General features: G+C 39.2%; 20 protein-coding genes. 7 read left to right on the top strand and 13 right to left on the bottom strand.

The features are described 5' to 3' along the window. Positions 1-69 precede the first annotated feature (69 nt). On the top strand, positions 70-2,568 hold the full coding sequence (locus AC6I5C_RS13515; protein WP_497905795.1) for a zinc-dependent metalloprotease: 2,499 nt from the start codon (positions 70-72) through the stop codon (positions 2,566-2,568). Positions 2,569-2,643: 75 nt separating this feature from the next. Here AC6I5C_RS13515 and AC6I5C_RS13520 read toward each other — a convergent pair whose 3' ends face one another. Genes AC6I5C_RS13520 through yiaA form a run of 6 tightly spaced genes read right to left on the bottom strand, consistent with a single transcriptional unit; the run spans position 2,644 to position 7,327 of the window. After that, the gene (locus tag AC6I5C_RS13520; protein ID WP_497905614.1) at positions 2,644-4,296 is read right to left on the bottom strand and encodes a DUF8614 domain-containing protein; all 1,653 of its coding nucleotides are present in this window, start codon (positions 4,294-4,296) and stop codon (positions 2,644-2,646) included. 45 nt (positions 4,297-4,341) lie between these two features. Next, positions 4,342-4,899, bottom strand: coding sequence for a GDYXXLXY domain-containing protein (locus AC6I5C_RS13525; RefSeq protein WP_497905615.1), 558 nt, complete (start codon positions 4,897-4,899; stop codon positions 4,342-4,344). Between the two features lie 7 nt (positions 4,900-4,906). Further along, complete coding sequence (locus tag AC6I5C_RS13530) at positions 4,907-5,353, bottom strand: DUF2459 domain-containing protein (RefSeq protein WP_497905616.1); 447 nt, start codon at positions 5,351-5,353, stop codon at positions 4,907-4,909. Then, entirely contained in the window at positions 5,350-5,541 is a 192-nt protein-coding gene (locus AC6I5C_RS13535; protein ID WP_497905617.1) for a hypothetical protein, read from the bottom strand. The genes AC6I5C_RS13530 and AC6I5C_RS13535 overlap by 4 nt, the downstream gene beginning before the upstream one ends. After that, on the bottom strand, positions 5,538-6,818 hold the full coding sequence (locus AC6I5C_RS13540) for a DUF2157 domain-containing protein (protein ID WP_497905618.1): 1,281 nt from the start codon (positions 6,816-6,818) through the stop codon (positions 5,538-5,540). The genes AC6I5C_RS13535 and AC6I5C_RS13540 overlap by 4 nt, the downstream gene beginning before the upstream one ends. Positions 6,819-6,844: 26 nt before the next feature. Continuing rightward, on the bottom strand, positions 6,845-7,327 hold the full coding sequence (gene yiaA, locus AC6I5C_RS13545) for an inner membrane protein YiaA (protein ID WP_497905619.1): 483 nt from the start codon (positions 7,325-7,327) through the stop codon (positions 6,845-6,847). Positions 7,328-7,483: 156 nt separating this feature from the next. Between yiaA and AC6I5C_RS13550 the strand changes: the two genes are divergently transcribed. From AC6I5C_RS13550 to AC6I5C_RS13560, 3 genes are all read left to right on the top strand, one after another. Next, the gene (locus AC6I5C_RS13550) at positions 7,484-8,998 is read left to right on the top strand and encodes a hypothetical protein (protein ID WP_497905620.1); all 1,515 of its coding nucleotides are present in this window, start codon (positions 7,484-7,486) and stop codon (positions 8,996-8,998) included. Positions 8,999-9,074: 76 nt separating this feature from the next. Then, positions 9,075-9,527 (top strand): DUF4890 domain-containing protein, encoded by a 453-nt coding sequence (locus AC6I5C_RS13555; RefSeq protein ID WP_497905621.1) that lies wholly within the window; start codon positions 9,075-9,077, stop codon positions 9,525-9,527. Positions 9,528-9,657: 130 nt separating this feature from the next. Beyond that, positions 9,658-9,984, top strand: a complete 327-nt coding sequence (locus tag AC6I5C_RS13560) for a hypothetical protein (RefSeq protein ID WP_053978418.1) — start codon at positions 9,658-9,660, stop codon at positions 9,982-9,984. Between the two features lie 59 nt (positions 9,985-10,043). On the opposite strand, the gene hemL is transcribed toward AC6I5C_RS13560, so the two are convergent. Genes hemL through AC6I5C_RS13580 form a run of 4 tightly spaced genes read right to left on the bottom strand, consistent with a single transcriptional unit; the run spans position 10,044 to position 13,416 of the window. Next, positions 10,044-11,333, bottom strand: a complete 1,290-nt coding sequence (gene hemL, locus AC6I5C_RS13565) for a glutamate-1-semialdehyde 2,1-aminomutase (RefSeq protein WP_497905622.1) — start codon at positions 11,331-11,333, stop codon at positions 10,044-10,046. 2 nt (positions 11,334-11,335) lie between these two features. Then, complete coding sequence (locus AC6I5C_RS13570) at positions 11,336-12,166, bottom strand: glucosaminidase domain-containing protein (protein WP_497905623.1); 831 nt, start codon at positions 12,164-12,166, stop codon at positions 11,336-11,338. Between the two features lie 7 nt (positions 12,167-12,173). Next, positions 12,174-13,088, bottom strand: coding sequence for a 1-aminocyclopropane-1-carboxylate deaminase/D-cysteine desulfhydrase (locus tag AC6I5C_RS13575; RefSeq protein ID WP_497905624.1), 915 nt, complete (start codon positions 13,086-13,088; stop codon positions 12,174-12,176). Continuing rightward, complete coding sequence (locus AC6I5C_RS13580) at positions 13,078-13,416, bottom strand: hypothetical protein (protein WP_497905625.1); 339 nt, start codon at positions 13,414-13,416, stop codon at positions 13,078-13,080. Before AC6I5C_RS13580 ends, AC6I5C_RS13575 begins: the two co-directional genes overlap by 11 nt. Positions 13,417-13,464: 48 nt before the next feature. Here AC6I5C_RS13580 and AC6I5C_RS13585 point away from each other — a divergent pair, with 48 nt between their 5' ends. From AC6I5C_RS13585 to AC6I5C_RS13595, 3 genes are all read left to right on the top strand, one after another. Further along, positions 13,465-13,629 carry a C1orf53 family protein gene (locus tag AC6I5C_RS13585; RefSeq protein ID WP_197276095.1) on the top strand — a complete coding sequence of 55 codons (165 nt, stop codon included), beginning with the start codon at positions 13,465-13,467 and terminating at the stop codon, positions 13,627-13,629. A gap of 165 nt (positions 13,630-13,794) precedes the next feature. Next, entirely contained in the window at positions 13,795-14,334 is a 540-nt protein-coding gene (locus tag AC6I5C_RS13590) for a DUF4136 domain-containing protein (RefSeq protein WP_497905626.1), read from the top strand. A gap of 158 nt (positions 14,335-14,492) precedes the next feature. Further along, on the top strand, positions 14,493-16,145 hold the full coding sequence (locus AC6I5C_RS13595; protein ID WP_497905627.1) for a SulP family inorganic anion transporter: 1,653 nt from the start codon (positions 14,493-14,495) through the stop codon (positions 16,143-16,145). Between the two features lie 35 nt (positions 16,146-16,180). Here the strand turns inward: AC6I5C_RS13595 and AC6I5C_RS13600 are convergent, their stop codons facing one another. The 3 genes from AC6I5C_RS13600 to AC6I5C_RS13610 are packed head-to-tail and all read right to left on the bottom strand — an operon-like array spanning position 16,181 to position 20,604. Further along, complete coding sequence (locus AC6I5C_RS13600; protein ID WP_497905628.1) at positions 16,181-18,250, bottom strand: alpha-ketoacid dehydrogenase subunit alpha/beta; 2,070 nt, start codon at positions 18,248-18,250, stop codon at positions 16,181-16,183. Next, positions 18,250-19,317, bottom strand: a complete 1,068-nt coding sequence (locus AC6I5C_RS13605; RefSeq protein WP_497905629.1) for a branched-chain amino acid aminotransferase — start codon at positions 19,315-19,317, stop codon at positions 18,250-18,252. Before AC6I5C_RS13605 ends, AC6I5C_RS13600 begins: the two co-directional genes overlap by 1 nt. A gap of 3 nt (positions 19,318-19,320) precedes the next feature. Further along, the gene (locus AC6I5C_RS13610) at positions 19,321-20,604 is read right to left on the bottom strand and encodes a dihydrolipoamide acetyltransferase family protein (RefSeq protein ID WP_497905630.1); all 1,284 of its coding nucleotides are present in this window, start codon (positions 20,602-20,604) and stop codon (positions 19,321-19,323) included. Positions 20,605-20,619: the final 15 nt, after the last annotated feature.

Raw genomic sequence — 20,619 nt, forward strand, 5'->3', positions numbered from 1 at the left:
AAACCCAATTGGTATTTAACACTTTATGCGCTTATCCTTATTTTCACGCAATCAATTTAAAACAGCTATATTTTGAGAAATTTTTACCTTAAACTACTTCCAGTGGTGTCGGCCTTTATGGTCATGACATGTTCCTCCACAAAAGAAGCTAGCAAATCTAAGACCACAGTATCTGCTGGGCCAGTATCGTCTCCAGAGAAATCTAATGGAGACATGAAACCTTATGATAAAGTAATTACAAACAGTGCAAAAACTGACGAAGGTCTTTTTACCGTCCATAAAATAGACGAAAGCTATTTTTATGAAATCCCAGATTCCCTTTTCGAACGCGAAATGCTTATGGTGACACGTATTGCAAAAACCGCCAGCGGATTAGGCTTTGGTGGTGGCAAGCAAAATGAGCAGGTGTTACGTTGGCAAAAAAAGGACAAAAAAGTATTGCTCCGCGTGGTTTCCTATAACGTGGTAGCAGCAGATTCGTTACCAGTACACGAAGCGGTAGTAAATTCCAATTTCGAACCGGTTCTTTACACCTTTCCTATAAAAACGATCGGTAAGGATTCTACCTCAACCGTGATTGATGTTACTGATCTATTTGAAAAAGATGTAAAAGCCATTGGACTTCCTGAAGGCACTAGAAAACGTTATAAGGTCACAAGATTGGAAAGCGACAAATCCTTTATTGAAAGCGTTAAAAGTTACCCTCAAAACGTGGAGGTAAGACATGTAAAAACCTATAACGCCGGAAACCCTCCTTCCAACTCAAGTACAGGAACCATTTCTATTGAATTGAGCAATTCGATGATTTTGTTACCTGAAATCCCAATGAAACGTCGCTATTTCGACGAGCGCGTTGGTTGGTTTACCACCTCGCAAACCGATTACGGTTTGGAAGCCCAAAGAAGTAAAGATGTGGAGTTTTTGGACCGTTGGAGATTGGAAGTAAAAGATGAAGACATCGAAAAATTCAACCGTGGTGAATTAGTGGAGCCTAAAAAGCAAATTGTATACTATATAGATCGTGCCACTCCAGAAAAATGGAGAAAATACATCAAGCAAGGGATTGAAGATTGGCAAGTAGCCTTCGAAGCCGCCGGTTTTAAAAATGCCATCATTGCCAAAGATCCTCCAACGCCAGAAGAAGACCCAGAGTGGAGCCCTGAGGACGTTCGTTATTCTGTAGTGCGTTACTTGGCCTCCCCTATTCCAAACGCCAACGGACCACACGTAAGCGATCCTAGAACTGGTGAAATTTTGGAAAGCGATATTAACTGGTACCACAACGTGATGTCCCTGTTGAGAGGTTGGTTTTTTGTACAAACGGCAGCCATCAATCCAGATGCCCAATCTCCTGAGTTTAAAGATGAAGTCATGGGGCGCTTGATCCGTTTTGTGTCTTCCCACGAAGTTGGGCACACCTTAGGATTGCCTCACAACTGGGCCAGCAGCGTTGCCTACCCGGTTGAAAAACTGAGAGATCCAGAATTCACAAAAAAATACAGTACTGCTCCTTCCATTATGGATTATGCGCGTTTCAATTATGTAGCACAACCTGAAGATGGAGACGTGGCCTTGATGCCTAATATTGGGATCTATGACAAATATGCTATTTCTTGGGGGTATCGCCCAATCTTAGGTAAAACCGCCGAGGAAGAAAAAGCAACCCTAGACCAATGGATTTTAAAGCACGCAGGCGATCCTTTATACCGTTTCGGCCACCAACAAGTGGGTGACATTGTAGACCCAAGTTCCCAAAAAGAAGATTTGGGAGACGATGCTATTTTGGCCAGTGAATACGGAATTAAAAACTTAAAAAGAATTGTTCCTAACTTAATTAAATGGACTTCAGAACCAGGCGAGGATTATTCCGATTTGGATGAAATGTACGGTCATGTGGTATCGCAGTTTAAGCGCTACATGGGCCATGTGTCTGTTAATATTGGAGGTGTTTATGAATACTACAAAACTTCAGAACAAGAAGGTCCCGTGTACATTCCAGTTCCTAAGGAACACCAAAAGAACGCCCTTAAATTTGTAAACGAGCAATTGTTTGCAACCCCTGAGTGGCTAATTGATACCGATATCTTTGGAAGAATAGAATATTCTGGAGCTGTAGAGCGTATCAGAAAACTGCAATCTGATATCTTGGACGACATTTTAAGTTTGGGAAGAATGCAACGCTTAATTGAAACTCAAACCCTATATGGAAATTCGGCTTACGCCTTAACCGATATGATGAAAGACCTTAGAAATGGTGTTTGGAGCGAATTGAAAAGCGGAAAGTCCATTGAAACCTACCGACGTAACTTACAACGAGCCCACATTGATAGATTGGCTTATTTAATGACGGCCGATAGTCAAAAGAAAGCACCAACCTTTGGAGGCTATCAAAAATCGACGGCTGTCACTACAAGTCAATCGGATATTAGAGCGGTTGTAAGAGCTGAATTAAAGTCTTTGGAAAGTGCCATTAAATCTGGTTTAAACAGAACCAACGACCAATTGAGCAGAATTCATTTGCAAGATGCCCTAGAGCGTATCGATGCTATTTTGAATCCTAAATCGTAAACAAAGAACATATTCAAAACAAAAAAGCTTCAGTAATTACTCTGAAGCTTTTTTTGTGTTTATATAAATTGTATGCTACAATCCTAAAACCTCTGTTCCTTGCTCGTAAATAACATCCACAGGAATATTGGAAGCACTCAATCTATCCAAATCACTTTGAAGCTCATTTGAAATAGCAGCCTTTTCAGCCACCAATGCTTCTACTCCAGCATAATCACCGTCACCTTGAAGTTTCAAAATCAGACCTGACAAATCTTTCATGGCTACAATCATGTTATCGTAGTTCACTTTATAAGTTCCATCTTCAGATCGAGAGAAAGCTCCTTTTTCCTTAAAGAAATTGAAACGGATCATGTTTGCTTTTCCATGGGCAGAAGACGCACCAAAACGCACCGAACGGAAAATACTCGCCATAAACGTGGTCATATAATCTTTCATATCCCCATCAATTTCACCTTTCTCATGCAATTGCTGAACCATATACAATCCTAAAACATCAGCCTTTCCTTCTTCCAAAGCACTAGACAATTCCTTAAGCGACTCTCTTACGGTTCCTTTTCCATTAATCGTGTTTTTAACACCTAGACCATGAGCCACTTCATGGAACATGGTATTGGCAAAAAAGGCATCGAAAGTGATGTGGCCACGTTGACTTTCGTCAATCAAAACTTCTGAAATAGGTACTAAAATCTTATCAAATTTGGCTCGCATAGCATTTTTCAACTGCAAGCGTCTTGTTCCCTTTTTCAATTGCACTTCTTCATCATTTGGCAAGTTGATGGCAATAGTTTTACTACCGGCATTACAATCTCCAGCATAATAAACCACATCATAAGCATTCAGGTCACTATCGGTTCCTGGAGTTTCTGTTTTATAAGCTTCTTCCACCGGCAAGTTCTTTTGAAGTTCTGGCAAAAAGCTTGCAAAACGTGCCAATTTAGCACTCCAATCTTGATCTTTAATCAATACATAAGCTTCGTGAGATGCCTTGTTTCCAAACATCTGGTCTTCATAAGTTTCAATTGGACCAATCACAATATCCAAAGTATTTGATTTCATATCCATCCAAGCCAAATCACTTGGTTGGTAGTTATCCGTTAAAAGGGCATTTGATCTCAACTCTAAATAAGCCTTCAAACCGGCATCTTCCGCCAAAGTAGAGGCTTCCATCAATAAAGCGGCCACTTCCTTAACTTCCGTTTCAAATTGTTGGTGGTAAGGAATGGAATATAGTTTTCCGTTCTCATCACGACGCACAAAATTGTAAATACTGTTTTTATCTTCAATCTCAGCAGCTTTAAACTCTTCTGCCGTCATATCCTTAGGATAATAATTAGCGCCTAAAGGCTTCTCTCCAATACCTTCTACAAATGGCTTGTTACCATCCAAGCGGTCCCATGGTCCATAATTGATAATAGTAAAGGTTTTAGTATCTGGATCTGAAATGGAATTCAGTAAAGCGTCCTTGTCTCCATAAGCTTCATACCAAAACAAATCGTTCATCTTTTCAGCCGCCTGAATTAAAATAGGCAACATTTTACGTTCGTTTTCGGTAAGCTTGGAAATATCCGAAGTAAGTTTTACCGAAACATATTTGTTCAACTTCTTAGTCATGTCTACCTGAGAGGTTTCCTGAGGTTCTTCTGAGACTACCTCTTCTTTAGTTTTTTCATTTTTACATGAGGTTGCCAACACCATTAGTGCCAACATTGCAACAATGTTTTTCATATAGTTTAGAGAATTTATTTACTGCCAAAGTTAGCCATTTACACATTAGTTTTCAACATAATTGGCAATTGGCTCTTCATTGATAATAACATTGTCCAAAACAGCTTTCCCTTCCTTTATGTACACTAGAGCATAAGTATTACAAACCATCGTGTCTCTTTGAGCTAAATTATAGGCCGCTTCAGCTTTTGGCGCTTTGCTTTCTTCCATATAAAATCTGTCGCACCCAAAATCCAGATGCAATTCACTGTTATATTTATTAAAATAAACCGCTTTAGCTTTTAAAATCCCATCTAGAGATTTGGGTGTTTCCATACTCACTTTTTCAATGAATGCATAGCCCAAACTATCCCTTTGCAAGCTCACAAAAACATCATCATTGCGTTGCCAAGATGTGTCTTTGACTTGAAAAGAGTTGATATCATATCTCAATGTGATATACTTACCCCTGAATGGATCTGTTGGGTCTACAGGTTGTGTTCTAAGCTTATAAACTTCACCATGACTCAAGATTGTATTTTGATCCCAAATCATTTTGGCTGGGACGAACAACTGTGCTATGATTACAAAGAGAAACAGTCCAAAAATATATAGTGTTTTCATTTTACATTTAGTTTTTATATTTATTAAGCAACCCAAAATCAAAAGGCGTCCAGTAACAACTTTTCAGCCCACTAATCTTAAATCCAGTATTCACCCATGAATTACAGGTTTTAAAACAGGAATAACTTCCGTGCGCTTTGTAAAAATCATCAAACCTTCCATACCCTTTATTTTCCAAAAGCATTTTGGACCCATCTGGATTTACCTTAAAAGCAGCTTGTATGTACTCATTGATTTGATCTAATTGTTGGGTATCCAAAGCTACTTTTACCCAATTTTCGCCCTGTTTAAAATGTCTAGTGAGATGTACTAGCGAAGTGCTTTCAAGAAACATGGCTCCCACTGCATTTTTGAATGTCAAGTCCCCCCAAGTAGGCGTATTCAAATAAAAGTTTTCATCACCCCAGCCAAAGGACAGGTACTTGACTCCCTCAACCTGCAAACCATCCTTCAATTTTCAAAAGGAATGACAATATCCAAATGCACACCATTAGAACTTAAATAGATTTCCTTCTTATCAATGTTATTGAATTCCTTTCCTCCCACGGTTATCGCAGACAACAATAGGGCAATTAAAACATACAAGACAGGAATGGACAATACCCAGAATATGGTTTTCAGTGTTTTTTTGAACAATCTCATGGTTTTGAATTAAGGAGTTGCTGTCTTTTTAACATGATGTAATTTGCCAAAAAGAAACCGCTTCCTAAAATAAGAAACAAGCTTCCTCTGACAATATAGCTCATTTGGGTATCAAAGAAACGACAGCCCACTAAAAAGGCAATGATGATTAATCCATAATTTAACCTTCCAAAATGCAAAGTGGCCACTCCCTTTTTAATGATTTCTAAAGCCATCAATAAAACAAACACATTTATAATAGCCATTGGTATGAGATCATTTCCATTACCAAAAACATAAAGCCCTAAAAACAGTACAAACGCCAATTGCATCAAGTCGACTCCGTAATAAACTTTCCTTTTATCCAATGTATAAACCAAACTATAAACAGCCAATCCAGCCAACACGAACAACTTATAAAGTGCCACATTAGGCAATTCATACAATACTACCATGTCTTCCCAAAACCATCTAAAACTCAATACCAAAAACAAGACAACTGTTCCTAGAGAGCCAATAACCAAGTAGCCATTGGCCAAAGACGACGTATTTCTAAACATAGAGCTTCTCCCTAAACTATACAACCCTCCAAACAAAAGCATATACATGGGCAATATCAGCTTATATAAATCGCCAAGAAAAGCTGGCAATACAACAACTAAACTGACGGGGACAACCCAATTAAGAACAATCCTTATGCCACTAAATCTTGGCGACTTAAAGTAGTACGGCATAATCCAAAGCAACATAACCAAATACCACCAAGGCATTTGAAGCTGAAATGAAAACCCGTAACCCACTTCAATAGCATAGTAGGTCGTAAAACACAAATGCAACACTACCAAGGATTTTGTCTTGAGAAGATAAATTAGAGGAGCACTCAAACATATCCAAGTAAACAGATATGAACCAAGCTCTCCGGGAATGTTATAAATTTGGGAAATGAGGGCCATACAAGCCCCCAGCCCAAAAAACAACAGTACGCCGGAAGCTTCCTTCCATATAGCATTTTTATTCCTCAATATGGAATATCCTACCAAAGCCTGACCTATTAAGAGGGGCAAAAAGGCAATCACGCTTTTTATCGCTCTTGAAAAATGTTCCCAATTATGAGCCATCATTAAAATAACTCCCAAGCCCACAAATAGCGCTCCCAAAATTCCAAAAATGGTATACAATCGCTTCGGCGAACCTTTAGACTTTGCCAAATAAAATGCTTCTATTTTGGTTGCCACATCGGAAGTGATTACCTCATTGGCCACTAGCTCCGGCAACTCTTTGATTAGTTTCGATCCCATTTCTATTCAGTTTTAAGTTAAAGGTGTTAATCTTCTTCTGTTTCCATTCTTTGTATGTACTGAATATCCCTTGTGTTTTTTTGAACCGCAATGGCCGCAAACAAACTCAACATAAACGACATGGCATAAAAGCCCTTTTCACTCAAAAGCAAATCCGCATTCCACAAACCTATTACCAACAAGGTTATGGAAGCAACAGTTGTAAACCAACTTATACTATAATAGATCTCGGTTACAGGAATCCCCTCCAATTTATCCCTTACAGCCTTTTGCACCGATATCACAGAAAATAATCCGAAAAGTAAAATGGTAAAATAATACCCCTTTTCATTGAGTTGCATTTCTGCATTCCAAAGTCCTATACAATAAGAAGTCATCCCAACCAATAAAGCAGACCATGAGGCTCCTATGAATGCGGCCGTTGGTTTTTGGTCAAATACTTTAACCTCTTTTCCCCCTTTTTCTTTCTTCGATTCTTCTTTTACTGATACTGTTGTTTGATAGTTCATAATAATTGTTTTTTGGTGATTAATTACATGACAAATCTCTTAAGGCTAAGAAAATTCTCAAACACAGTTTCAGAACAAAACCAACGATATAATTTATATAAAAATTGAAATTTACTAGTTAAATTAGTATTTACAAAAAACTAAACTAACGACTTAATGAGAGATTTGAATACTATAATACGTACACTTTCTAATGAGGAACAACATAAATTTATGACCTATCTGGAAAAGAAAAACAAGCGTAAAGATGCCAAAAACATAGAGCTATTCAATTTACTCAACTCGGGAGAATCTTCTTCTGAAGTACTTTCAAAAAAACTTTATGGCAACAACAATAAAACAGCTTATCACGCCCTTAGACAACGCTTATTTGAATCTTTAATTGACTTTATAGCTAACCGCAGTCTTGCAGAAGAGAACTCTATGGACATGCAGGTCATTAAATATATTTTGGCCGCCAGAACCTTTTTTTTGCACAAACACCCCAAAATTGGCTATAACATTTTAAATAAAGCGGAAAGCATCGCCACAGAAAGACATATGTTTTCGATGCTAAATGAAATTTACCACACTCAAATACAATATGCCTATACCTGGCCCAATATTGACCTTGAAAAAACCATTAAAAAATTCAAAATCAATCAAAAGAACCTGTACCTGGAGGATCAACTAAATATTGTGTATGCACAAATGAGGACGACTTTGAACAATATTACCCAAAAAGGTCATATAATAGATTTCAAACATCTTGTGAATAGCACCCTTGAACAGCATAACATCAGTTTAAACGACTCATTGTCTTTTAAATCTCTGTACCAGCTCATGTCCCTTATAAACCTCTCTGCTTTTGTTAGCAATAACTATCTAGACACAGAAACCTTCTTGTTGGACAGCTATCAAATCTTAACAAGACACAAAACAAAAAGCAACCAACCCTTTTACCATATTGAGGTAACTTACATGATAGCAAACACTCTTTTTAGAAATAAAAAATTCGAGCCTTCTTTACAATACCTTGAAGACATGCATAACATTATGCTTGAAAACAAAAACAAATATTACAATGCATTTAAGCTGAAACATGACCTATTATTAGCTCTTAACCTAAACTATTCTGAACAGCCAGAGCAAGCCATTCTTTTATTGGAAAAGACTATCACAATAAAACATCCTGATTTGGAATCCCTTCTCGATGTATACCTTACACTAACCATGTGCTATTTTCAACAAAACAAGCTAAAAAAAGCACAGCGCATTTTTTCAAAATTCTATCATACGGATCAATGGTATACAGAAAAAGCAGGAAAAGAATGGACCATAAAAAAGAACCTTATGGAAATCTTGATTCACATTGAACTACACCACATAGACTTCGCAGAATCTAGAATCCTTAGCTTTAAAAGAAAATACAGTTCTTACCTAAACAAAATAAAACAGTCCCGAGTACTTACCTACCTAAGTTTTGTAGAGCAGTATTACAAAACCCCAGAACAGGTCACAACCAAGAAATTTCAGGAATCAGTTGAACAATCTTTTGAATGGATAGGGGCAAATAAAGAAGATATATTCGTAATGAGTTACTACGCCTGGCTTAAGAGCAAAATGGAAAACACCCCGCTTTACACAACAACACTAGACCTGATAGCACAGGCGCAAAATGTTAACAACTAGTTAAAATTCAAACCTTTATTAAACCATTTCTCAAATGGACAGTCTTAGAAGCAGAGTAACGTAAAATCAAAATACCATGAAAAAAATAATTTTAATGATGGCCTTAGCACTAATTGCTTTTCAGGCCAACGCACAACAAGGCCCTAGAGACTTCCAAAAAGGAAATCGAGGAGACCGCATGGGAATGCTACAAGATTTAACGCCCGAGCAAGCTTCAGAAATACACACCAAAAGAATGACGTTGAATCTAGATTTAACAGAGGCCCAACAAAAACAAATACAGGTTATCAACCTTGAAGAAGCCACATATAGAAAGGCTCAAATGGAGGCTAGACAAAACATGACCCAGAAGCCTACCAGTGATGAAATGGCCGCTAGAATGAATGCTAGATTGGACCATCAAATTGCGTATAAGAAAAAAGTAAAAAACATTTTGACTGAGGAGCAATTCCAAAAATGGGAAGAAACAAGGGCTCAGTATCAAAAACAAATGAAAGGACAAAAAGGGAAATCCCCTAGAAATAGATAGATTTTTGGTTGGTTAGTTAGTTTTAGTTAGTGAAAAAGCATTGATTTTAAAGTCAATGCTTTTTGTTTGCTTTTAATTTTTAATTTTTATTACTTTAGGCTTTGAATTTTTGAACTAACACAACTTACTTATGAAAAAAATAATTACACTTTGCCTCTTTGTAGGAGCCCTATTTTTTGGAGCTGAAAACTTAACCGCTCAAAACACTATTGAAATTAATAAAGTAGCTTCTGAAAAAGCTGAAAACCTAAGAAAGGTCATCAAATTCGACACGAATACTCTTGAAGAAGTATATGAAGCTTACAAAGCTTACGAAACAAAATATCAAGTTATCAGTAAGGATCTAAATGCCAATTGGGAGTCTAAGGTAAAACTTGATAAAGAATTGGATCAATCTATGAAAAGCATTTTAACTGAAGATCAGTATTTCCAATACAAGAACCTTTCGGCCAATTAATTTTCAGAAAAAATAAAGTATAAAAAAAGCGATTCTAACTGAATCGCTTTTTTTATACTTTATTTTAATGTTGCGGCCACTTTGTCCACAGCCTTTATAGTGGCACCCAAATCTTCATAAGAAAGTGCATCACTTATAAACCATGTTTCAAAGGCACTAGGGGCAATATACACCCCTTCATTAAGCATTCCATGGAAAAAGGCCTTAAACGTATCGTTATTTCCCCTAGCAGAGGATTCAAAATCCACCACAGCATCTTCCGCAAAATGCACCGAAATCATAGACCCCACTCTATTGATGGTATGCACGATTTCGTGTTGTTCCAACACTTCGGCTATTCCTATATGTAAATAGGCCGTTTTTTCTTCTAATCTAGTGAATATTTCTGGGGTATCGTTCAATTCCGATAGCATAGCCAGACCAGCAGCCATTGCCAGCGGGTTTCCGCTCAAGGTCCCTGCCTGATAGACGGCTCCCAACGGTGCCAAGTAATTCATGATTTCGTTTCTCGCTGCAAAAGCTCCTACAGGCAAACCACCTCCAATTACTTTACCAAAACATACAATATCGGCATCTACATTGAAGAGTTCCTGAGCTCCTCCTTTGGCCAATCTAAAACCAGTCATGACCTCATCAAAAATCAACAGAATTCCATGGTCATCACAAAGTGCTCTCAACTTATGAAGGAAATTATCCCTTGGTGGTACACAGCCCATATTTCCAGCCACAGGCTCCAAAATAATACAGGCTATTTCTCCTGCATTGGCCTCAATAAGGGCTTTTACATTCTCAATGTCATTATATTTGGCCAGCAAAGTGTCTTTTGCCGTTCCTTGCGTTACTCCTGGACTGTTAGGACTCCCAAAAGTGACTGCGCCACTTCCTGCTTGAATCAAGAATGAATCACTATGTCCGTGGTAGCACCCGGCAAATTTTATAATCTTATCTTTTCCTGTAAACCCTCTCGCCAAACGCACAGCACTCATACAAGCTTCGGTTCCAGAATTCACAAAACGAATTTTATCAATATTAGGCACCATAGAAACTGCCAATTCAGCAATCGTAGTTTCTATCTCTGTTGGCATCCCAAAAGAAGTCCCTTTTTTAGCCTTTTCAATAACCGCCTCAACTACCGGTGGGTGTGCATGCCCTAAAATCATAGGTCCCCATGAGTTGATATAATCTATATAGCGATTGTCATCTTCATCATATACATAAGCACCTTTGGCCGATTTGGCAAAAATTGGCGTTCCTCCTACTGCTTTAAATGCCCGTACTGGGGAATTCACCCCACCAGGAATCACTTCCTCTGCCAACTTGAACAGTGCACTGCTTCGTTGATATAACATCTTTAGTTATTTTTTATAATTAACATTTGACCAATACTTAAATCGTTCCCTCTCACACCATTCAATTCCCTGATCGATTCCACCGTTGTATTATAACGCTTGGAAATTGAATACAAGGTATCTCCTTTTACCACTTCATGAGTAGTAACATTATCATTGCTTGCAACAACATCTTTGGTTGGAGGGGTGTAACTTTCCCTTTTCCCCAGAACTTGTTCATCATATTTGTACAATTGGTACCGCTCAATCAAACTGATCAATTTCTCTGGATATTTTTTATCTGTAGCATAGCCTGCTGCTCTCAATCCTCTTGCCCAAGATTTATAATCGTCCTGCTTGTGATCGAACAATTTGGCATAGCGGCTTCTAGACGTCAAAAACGCCGAATGGTCTTCAAAAGAAGATTCCGCATGTGTATACTTTCTAAAACATTCCTGTGAAGCATCGTCATCATGATAAATTTTCGGCCCCGTCCATCCGTGGCATTTGATACCGAAATGGTTATTGGCCTCCACTGCCAATCGTGCTTGACCGGAACCAGATTCCAAAATACCTTGTGCCAAGGTGATACTTGCCGGAATTTTATACTTACGCATTTCTTCCATAGCAATGGCATTAAAATTAGCTATGTAAGCTTCGGTAGCACTGGCATAGGTTTTCGGCGGAGTCGTGGTACTGGTTTCTTGAGTACTTTTAGGCTCTTCAGGTTTCACATCCACCTGAACGGAAACGGTTCTTCGGGGTACATCTTTCTTTTTGGTAACCACAGTCCTTTTGGACCCACATCCTACTAAAAACATTCCTGTCAAGGCTACTAAAACTATGCGCTTCATATGCTATTTAATCTATTATCGGTAATTGCTTTCGCTTTAAATTAATGTTCATTCCTGCAATGCCCTGTAAGCCGCCCGTATGGATGGCCAATATTTTGGATTGCTTTGGGAAATACCCTTTTTTGATCAAATCCAAAATACCATACATCATTTTACCTGTGTAAACAGGATCTAAAGGAATTTGATATTGTTTCTTAAACTGATTAATAAAACTGATTAAATCTTCATTTATTTTGGCGTATCCTCCAAAATGGTAATCCTCAATCAACGACCAGTTTGTATTTCTTGCAAACTTACTAATATCCTTGGACAAAAAACCACCTTTCAAGGCGGGAAATCCCAGAATCTTTTGGACTGAAGTACTGCCATTGATCAGCCCCGAAATAGTGCCTCCTGTGCCCACGGCACAACAGATATAATCAAAATTCTCTTGGACGTCCTTTAAAATTTCTTCGCAGCCTTTCACCGCCAATTCATTGGTACCTCCCTCTGGAACCAAATAGAACGATCCAAATCTGGTTTCTAATTGCTGAATAAACTCAGGGGAAGTTTTGTATCGATAATCCTCTCTGGTGACAAACTGAAATTGCATGCCACATTCCTTGGCAAATTTTAAGGTGGGATTATCGGCAACTTTATAGGTCAGTTCTTCTCCCCTGATTACCCCTATGGTTTTAAATCCTTGTGCTTGTCCTGCAGCCGCAACTGCGGCAATATGGTTGGAAAAGGCTCCTCCAAAAGTGAGCAAGGTATCAAATCCCCCATCCTTGGCCGCTTTTAAGTTATATAGAAGCTTACGGTATTTATTGCCAGAAACATGCTCGTGAATTCTATCTTCACGCTTTACAAACAATTGAACAGAACCGTATTCGGGTGGCAACAGCACCTCTTGAATGACGGCATCTTCAAGTTTAAATTTCATGTTTGCAAAGGTACTTCAAAAAGGCGAAAAAAGGTCTTGTCTTTAGGTATTCCATATTGCTTTCCTGCAAAAAAGCTTCGCGTTCAAAAGAAATATTTCGGTAGGCTCTTCTGTGGTTTCTGTATTTCATCAAACCGAACACATACTCCAAAAAATACCACACATAAAAAGGCAAAATCAACAATTCTAATTGCTGTTTTAAATGAATGTATTCATGGTTGATCAAAACAACATCAGACTTCAACCCCTTCTCCTTCAAAAATACAAAAGGGTACATTGTCATCCCTGTGTAACCCTTCGGCACTAAATATTTGGAAATAAAAATCATAGAAATTACCCTTTCAAAAATCACTCCAAATTACATTATCTTTGCCACATGAAGAAAATAATTCCTATTGAAGAAGGAGATTACTACCTCACCCCCGAAGGATACCGTTGCTTTACAGAACAATACCATTTAAAACGCGGCTACTGCTGCCAAAGTGGCTGTAGACACTGCCCCTATGGCTACAATAAAAATACGGGAACCACTAAAAAATAAATCTTTTTATTTCGTAATTTTAGTTTTACCCTTAGCGAATCCTTCAATATTTGAGTAAAAAATATTGGTATGATTATTGATTGCTTTTATGTTGAACCAAAAATGGACTAACTTAATTTTTGGCACTTTCAACAAACCAAACACCAAATTAAAATTGAAAACACGATGAAAAGATTCTTAACTACCCTCACACTGGCCATTGTAGTATTAACAGCAACTTCCTGTAGTTCTGTACAGGTAGCTTCCGATTACGATAAAAAGGTGGATTTTAACCAATACAAAACCTTTGCCTTTTTCAAAACAGGGATTGATAAAGCCGAAATTAGTGATTTGGACAAAAAACGTATCCTAAGAGCCATTGAAGCAGAACTTTTGGCCAAAGGCTATACAAAATCTGAAAATCCAGATATGTTGGTAAGCATTTTTACCAAATCCAGAGAAAAGGTGAATGTCTATAACAATGGCTATGGTCCTTATGGCTATGGCTGGGGCTGGAGTCCTTACTACTGGAACAATTACAATACAGTTTCTGTAGATACCGAGGGGGTTTTATACATAGACCTTATCGATAATGCCAAAAAAGAATTGGTTTGGCAAGGACAAGGCACTGGTTACTTAAGTAAAAATATGGACAAGAAAGAAGAACGTATCAATGAGTTTGTTTCCAAAATCATGGAGAAATACCCTCCGGAAATGACCAAGTAAGATAACCTCACACTAAAACTCAAAGGCGCTGACATTTATAATCAGCGCCTATTTTATAACTTATAAATCAGGATTATCCTAGCTATTTTAGTCTTCGTTTATAAAACCCTATCTTTGCCGACTTTTAGTAGAAACAAATCAAGAAACTCGGTTTAAAGATGTTCAAGAACTTTACCCAAAACCCTAAAAACGACATTTTCGCTGGTATTACAGTATCATTGGCGATGATTCCGGAAGTGGTTGCCTTTGCCTTCGTGGCACAGATAGACCCCTTGGTAGCATTGTCCGGTGCCTTCATAATTGGATTGATCACCGCAATTTTTGGTGGAAGACCAGGATTGATCTCTGGCGCGGCGGGAGCTGTTGCCGTTATTTTTGTTCATCTTATTTCAGAAGGACATGCCAAAGGAATGTTATTTGATACGCCTGTTGAAAATATGGGCTATTTCTACCTGTTAGCGGCTGTTATTTTAATGGGAATTATTCAAATAGCTGCTGGTGTGTTTAAATTGGGGCGTTTTGTACGCTTGATACCGCACCCCGTAATGATGGGATTTGTAAATGGATTAGCCATCGTAATTTTTTTGGCACAAGTCCGTATGTTCTCCCACAAACAATTGGAAATTGGCGCCGATGGCCTAAAAAAATATATCGACATCCCTATGCAAGGTGTAGAACTTTACACCATGCTTGGCCTTGTTGGACTTACCATGGCCATTATTTGGTTGCTGCCTAAAGTGACCTCCAAAATCCCAGCGGCCCTAACAGCAATTCTTGTTACCACAGGTATTGTTGTGTTCTTTAACCTTGATGTGAGTACTGTTGGTTCATATATTGTAGAAGGAGGAGGAGAAGGCCTAAAAGGTGAATTCCCGACTCCAAATCTTGAACTTTGGCAACATCTACCTTTCAATTTAGATACTCTGAAATTCATTCTTCCATATGCTTTTTTAGCGGCATCTGTGGGGCTTATTGAATCATTGATGACCATGAACTTGGTGGATGAACTTACAGAAACTAGAGGAAACGGAAACCGTGAATGTGTAGCTCAAGGAGCAGGGAATATTGTAAGTGGTCTGTTTGGAGGTACTGGAGGTTGTGGTATGATTGGCCAAACGGTAATTAACATCAATGCAGGCGGTAGAGGACGCCTTTCTGGAATTATGATGGCCTTAACCTTGTTGACCTTCATCCTATTTACCGCGCAATATATTGAGCAAGTGCCAATTGCTGCTTTGGTAGGGGTTATGTTTATGATGGTTATTGAAACTTTTGCTTGGTCAAGTTTCAGAATTATCAGAAAAATCCCTATAGCAGATGCCGCTGTATTGATTATTGTATCGGCAGTAACCGTTATTTTTGATTTAGCAATTGCGGTATTTATTGGAGTTATTTTATCGGCTTTGGTATTTGCCTGGAAAAACGCCACCATGATTAGAGCTCGCAAACGCATGCAGCCTGACGGTACCAAAACCTATGAAATCTGGGGTCCTTTGTTCTTTGGATCTATTCAAAATTTCAACGAGAAGTTTGATGTAAAAAATGACCCTGATAAGGTAGAAATTGATTTTGTGGAATCTCGAGTAAGCGACCACTCTGCATTGGAAGCCATCACCAATTTGGTGAACAAATATGAAGCCGAAGGGAAATCCATCAAGCTAAAACACTTAAGCGAAGATTGTAAAACCTTGCTTTATAAAGCCAATCCTAAATTTAAAGATGTGGTGATTGAAGACATCGACGATCCTAGATATTATCTAGCCGCCGATCCTGAGAAATTTACTAAACCACTTTCTGAATACAACCTATAAAAGAAAAGCGACTCAATTGAGTCGCTTTTTTTATTTTAATATTCCAATAACTGAATAATTTTCTCTTTCACTTTTTCCGTAGACGGAATCATGGTCTGCTCTAAAGTACTGTTCAATGGAATGGCTGGCATGTTTTCACTACCAATGGTCATCACAGGTCCATCCAAAAATTTAAAACATTCCTCTTGAATTTTCCCTGATAAAGCCATAGCAAAACTATTATTGGAAGGCTCCTCAGTAACCACCAAACACTTACCGGTCTTCTTCACCGATTTCATGATGGTCTCTTCATCCAGAGGATATAGCGTACGTAAATCGATTACTTCAATTCGGTCTTGCATCCCCAATTCCTCCGAAGCATTCATCGCCCAATGCACTCCCATTCCATAGGACACAATCGTTAAGGTTTCAACCTCCTCCTGTTTCCATATTTCCTGAAGTACCCAAGCTTGCCCGAATGGCAATACATAATCCTCGGAAGGCTCCACCGAAGTAGCTCCTTGCGTTCCTTTAACCTTACTCCAATACAATCCTTTGTGCTCAAAAATAACTACTGGATTTGGATCGTGATAGGCTGCCTTCATCAACCCTTTCAAATCGGCACCATTACTTGGATAAGCAATTTTAATCCCACGGATATTGGTTACCACACTCTCTACAGAAGACGAGTGGTAAGGCCCTCCACTTCCATAAGCTCCAATAGGCACCCGTAAAATCATACTAACCGGCCATTTTCCATTGGATAGATAACAGCTTCTACTTACCTCCGTAAACAACTGATTCAATCCTGGCCAGATATAATCGGCAAACTGAACCTCAACAATAGGTTTTAAACCAACAGCGCTCATCCCAACCGTAGATCCTACAATAAAGGCCTCCTGAATAGGCGTATTGAATACGCGATCGTCCCCAAACTTTTGCGCCAAAGTAGCCGCTTCACGGAACACTCCTCCCAATCTTCCTCCAACATCCTGTCCGTACAACAAACACTCCTTATGCTGTTTCATCAATTCTTCCACTGCAAACAACGCACAGTCCACCATCACGACCTTTTCGGCCCCTTTTGGTGTACGCTCTCCTTTTTCTTCGGTGATTGGTGTGGCAGCAAAATCGTTTGTAAACAAGTCTTCCGGTTGCGGATCTTCGGCTTGTAGGGCTCTTTCATAATCGGCTTCAACTTTTGCTTTCGCAGAAGCTTCTATTTCCTCAATTTCTTCAGCTGAAAATCCATGATCCAACAATTGCTGCTTCAATACAGGGTATGGATCTCTTGTTTTGGCTTCTTCCAAATCATCGCGATACCATTCCATTCTCACCCCAGATGTGTGGTGATTCAACAATGGAACCTTAGCATGAACCAAGAAAGGTCTACGCTCCTTACGAATGGTAGCAATTACCTTTTCAATAGCCTCGTAACTCTCAATAAAATTGGCACCATCAATAGAAATGGCTTCCAAACCATTAAACCCTTGGGCATATTCAAAAGCACTTTGGGCACGGGTCTCCGCTTCATTGGCGGAAATATCCCAACCATTGTCCTGCACCAAATACAGAATTGGCATTTGCTTTAAAGCGGCCATTTGAAAGGCTTCGGCAATTTCTCCTTCGGTAACCGAGGCATCTCCCAAACTACATACCGAAATAGGTGCGTCATCTGTCAATTCCACATCGCCAAGAATTGGATTTTTCAACCCTTGCTTTTCCAAATATTGCATCCCCATGGCAACGCCTGTTGCAGGAATGGCCTGCATACCCGTTGCCGAAGACTGGTGAGGGATTTTAGGCTTATCCAAATCCTTTAAACTAGGGTGCGAATAGTAGGTTCTTCCTCCTGAAAACGGATCTTCCTTTTTGGCTAGTACCTGTAGCATTAAATCGTAAGGCTGTAATCCAAACGAAAGCAACATGGCATCATCTCGGTAATATGGAAAGGCATAATCCTGTGGTAACAATTGCATTCCCAAAGCCGTCTGTACTGCCTCATGCCCTCTTGAAGTGGCATGAACATATTTGGAAACGACCTTAAAATTGGCTTCATATAATTCGGCCATAGCTTTGGCCGTACATAAATTTGAAAATCCTCTTTCTAAAATGTCCTTCTTCATTAAACTAATTCCTTTTCAATTTTAATGATCCAGTTAAAAGGATCTTTAATCTTTCCTGTTTTGATGGCATTAAGCGTATCGTTCACATCCAAACCAACAGGGCTATCATCGGAAACGTGGATTACCTCATCTCCCATTCCAATTTCTTGGATATAGGCAATTCCTACAGCCGTTCCTGTTCCAAAAGCTTCCTCCAAAGTTCCCAATTTCTCAGCTTCCTTGATTTCATCTATCGTTATTGGACGCTCCACCACTTCAAAACCTTTGGCTTTTAAAACATCCATCACACTCATTCTGGTGATACCGTCCAAAATGGCTCCATCGCGTTTTGGTGTGATAAATTTCCCATCTATTTTGAAGAAGATGTTCATGGTACCCACCTCCTGAATGTATTTATGCTCCACAGCATCCAACCAAAGGACTTGATCGTAACCTTTGGCTTTGGCAAGTTCTGTTGGCCTGATGGCCGCCGCATAATTACCTGCGGCTTTAGCCTCTCCTGTACCTCCTTCAACCGCTCTTACGTACTTTTTCTCTGCCCACAACTTGATGCGTTTGCTAAAAAACGGACCAGATGGTGATGCCATGATAATGAACTTATAATGGGTTGCGGCACGCATTCCAATAAAAGGTTCATCGGCGTACATAAAAGGGCGCAAATACAAAGCGCTTCCTTCTGCTGGTGGAATCCAATTATGTTCCAAGGCTACCAACTGTTTCAAACCTTCAACAAATAAATCTTCAGGAAAATGAGGCATTCCCATTCTATCGGCACTGGTATTTAAACGTGCGGCATTCTTTTCGGCACGGAATAATCTAGGGCAACCATCGGCACCTACCGTTGCTTTCATCCCTTCAAAAATAGCCTGCCCATAATGCAAGGCCATGGCTGCTGGATGGGTTGCTATGGGAGCCAAAGGCTCAATCCTTGGTTTGACCCACTGTCCATTTTCATAATCACAAATAAACATATGATCGGTGAAGGTGGTTCCTAAAGGGATATTATTAAAGTCTACCGTATCAACTTTCGACTTTTCTACTGTTGTTATATGTATGTTATAAGACATGACTTATATTTTTCTATTCGTATCAAACTGTTCAAAATAATCGGCTACGCGACGCACAAAACTACCTCCCAGATAGCCATCAACCACGCGGTGGTCAAAAGACAGGGACAGGTACATCATGCTTCTAATAGCAATTTCATCGCCATTTTCGGTTTCGATAACTTCAGGGCGTTTTTTAATAATCCCTAAAGCTAAAATGGCCACTTCTGGTTGATTGATAATAGGCGTTCCCATAACGCTTCCAAAGGTTCCCACATTGGAAATGGTAAAGGTGCTTCCCTTAATATCGTCACCTCCCAGCTTATTTTCTCTTGCCTTGCCTGCCATTTCATTGACGTTTTTAGCCAGCTTTTTCAAATCCTTGGTATCCGCATTTTTCACTACGGGAACAATTAAATTCCCTGAAGGCAATGCAGTTGCCATCCCAATATTGATATCCTCCTTAATAATGATGTTTTTACCATCCACCGAAGCGTTGATATTAGGAAAATCCTTAACAGCCTTGGCAACAGCTTCCACAAACAAAGGTGTAAAGGTCAATCGCTCTCCGTACTTTTCCTCGAAGGCCTTTTTATTGTCATTGCGCCATTGCACCATATTAGTCAAATCGGCCTCCACGTAAGCAGTCACGTGTGGGGAAGTGTGCTTGGAATAGACCATATGGTCGGCAATCATTTGACGCATACGATCCATTTCAACAACCTTTCCTTTTCCTTTGTCAAAACTTAACTGCGGAATGCGATAAGCTGTTGGATCTTGAACTACAGGCTGCGCAAACTTATAAGGTCTGCCCTCTTGGATATAATTGAAGACATCGCTTTTTCGTAACCTGCCTTCATGCCCAGTAGCAGGAATTCTTGAGAGTTCCTCAAAACTGATATGGTGTTCCCTTGCAATTTTTTCTACCAAAGGCGAAAAAAATGTATTGGTGTTATTTACCGAAAAACTAGCCGTATCAATTACTGATGGCTGTGTATTCTTTACTTTTTTAGGTTGAGAATTCGTCTCCTTTTTGGATGTAACGGTCTTTGTCTTATCAGATGTATTCTTCCCATCTTCAGAAGAATTCAACGTTTCCGAAACTTCCAAAACAGCAATCACCTCTCCGACTGGCACCACATCTTTAGCTTGGAACATGGTTTTCACCAAAGTCCCCGAACTCGTTGCCGGCACTTCATTATCAACCTTATCTGTAGCAACTTCTAAAAGAATATCCCCTTCCTCAAAGCTATCTCCCTCATTCACCAACCAATTGATAATGGTTCCCTCTGTTATACTTTCGCCCATTTTGGGCATTTTAAG

Source organism: Mangrovimonas sp. sgz306409, from assembly GCF_059735265.1.

Bases quoted from the DNA above. Each gene is read 5' to 3' on its own strand.
- AC6I5C_RS13520 (WP_497905614.1), bottom strand. From the start codon at position 4,296: ATGAAAAACATTGTTGCAATGTTGGCACTAATGGTGTTGGCAACCTCA.
- yiaA (WP_497905619.1), bottom strand. From the start codon at position 7,327: ATGAACTATCAAACAACAGTATCAGTAAAAGAAGAATCGAAGAAAGAA.
- AC6I5C_RS13590 (WP_497905626.1), top strand. From the start codon at position 13,795: ATGAAAAGATTCTTAACTACCCTCACACTGGCCATTGTAGTATTAACA.
- AC6I5C_RS13560 (WP_053978418.1), top strand. From the start codon at position 9,658: ATGAAAAAAATAATTACACTTTGCCTCTTTGTAGGAGCCCTATTTTTT.
- AC6I5C_RS13585 (WP_197276095.1), top strand. From the start codon at position 13,465: ATGAAGAAAATAATTCCTATTGAAGAAGGAGATTACTACCTCACCCCC.
- AC6I5C_RS13605 (WP_497905629.1), bottom strand. From the start codon at position 19,317: ATGTCTTATAACATACATATAACAACAGTAGAAAAGTCGAAAGTTGAT.
- hemL (WP_497905622.1), bottom strand. From the start codon at position 11,333: ATGTTATATCAACGAAGCAGTGCACTGTTCAAGTTGGCAGAGGAAGTG.
- AC6I5C_RS13540 (WP_497905618.1), bottom strand. From the start codon at position 6,818: ATGGGATCGAAACTAATCAAAGAGTTGCCGGAGCTAGTGGCCAATGAG.
- AC6I5C_RS13610 (WP_497905630.1), bottom strand. From the start codon at position 20,604: ATGGGCGAAAGTATAACAGAGGGAACCATTATCAATTGGTTGGTGAAT.
- AC6I5C_RS13580 (WP_497905625.1), bottom strand. From the start codon at position 13,416: ATGATTTTTATTTCCAAATATTTAGTGCCGAAGGGTTACACAGGGATG.
- AC6I5C_RS13550 (WP_497905620.1), top strand. From the start codon at position 7,484: ATGAGAGATTTGAATACTATAATACGTACACTTTCTAATGAGGAACAA.
- AC6I5C_RS13525 (WP_497905615.1), bottom strand. From the start codon at position 4,899: ATGAAAACACTATATATTTTTGGACTGTTTCTCTTTGTAATCATAGCA.
- AC6I5C_RS13555 (WP_497905621.1), top strand. From the start codon at position 9,075: ATGAAAAAAATAATTTTAATGATGGCCTTAGCACTAATTGCTTTTCAG.
- AC6I5C_RS13575 (WP_497905624.1), bottom strand. From the start codon at position 13,088: ATGAAATTTAAACTTGAAGATGCCGTCATTCAAGAGGTGCTGTTGCCA.
- AC6I5C_RS13595 (WP_497905627.1), top strand. From the start codon at position 14,493: ATGTTCAAGAACTTTACCCAAAACCCTAAAAACGACATTTTCGCTGGT.
- AC6I5C_RS13570 (WP_497905623.1), bottom strand. From the start codon at position 12,166: ATGAAGCGCATAGTTTTAGTAGCCTTGACAGGAATGTTTTTAGTAGGA.
- AC6I5C_RS13535 (WP_497905617.1), bottom strand. From the start codon at position 5,541: ATGAGATTGTTCAAAAAAACACTGAAAACCATATTCTGGGTATTGTCC.
- AC6I5C_RS13600 (WP_497905628.1), bottom strand. From the start codon at position 18,250: ATGAAGAAGGACATTTTAGAAAGAGGATTTTCAAATTTATGTACGGCC.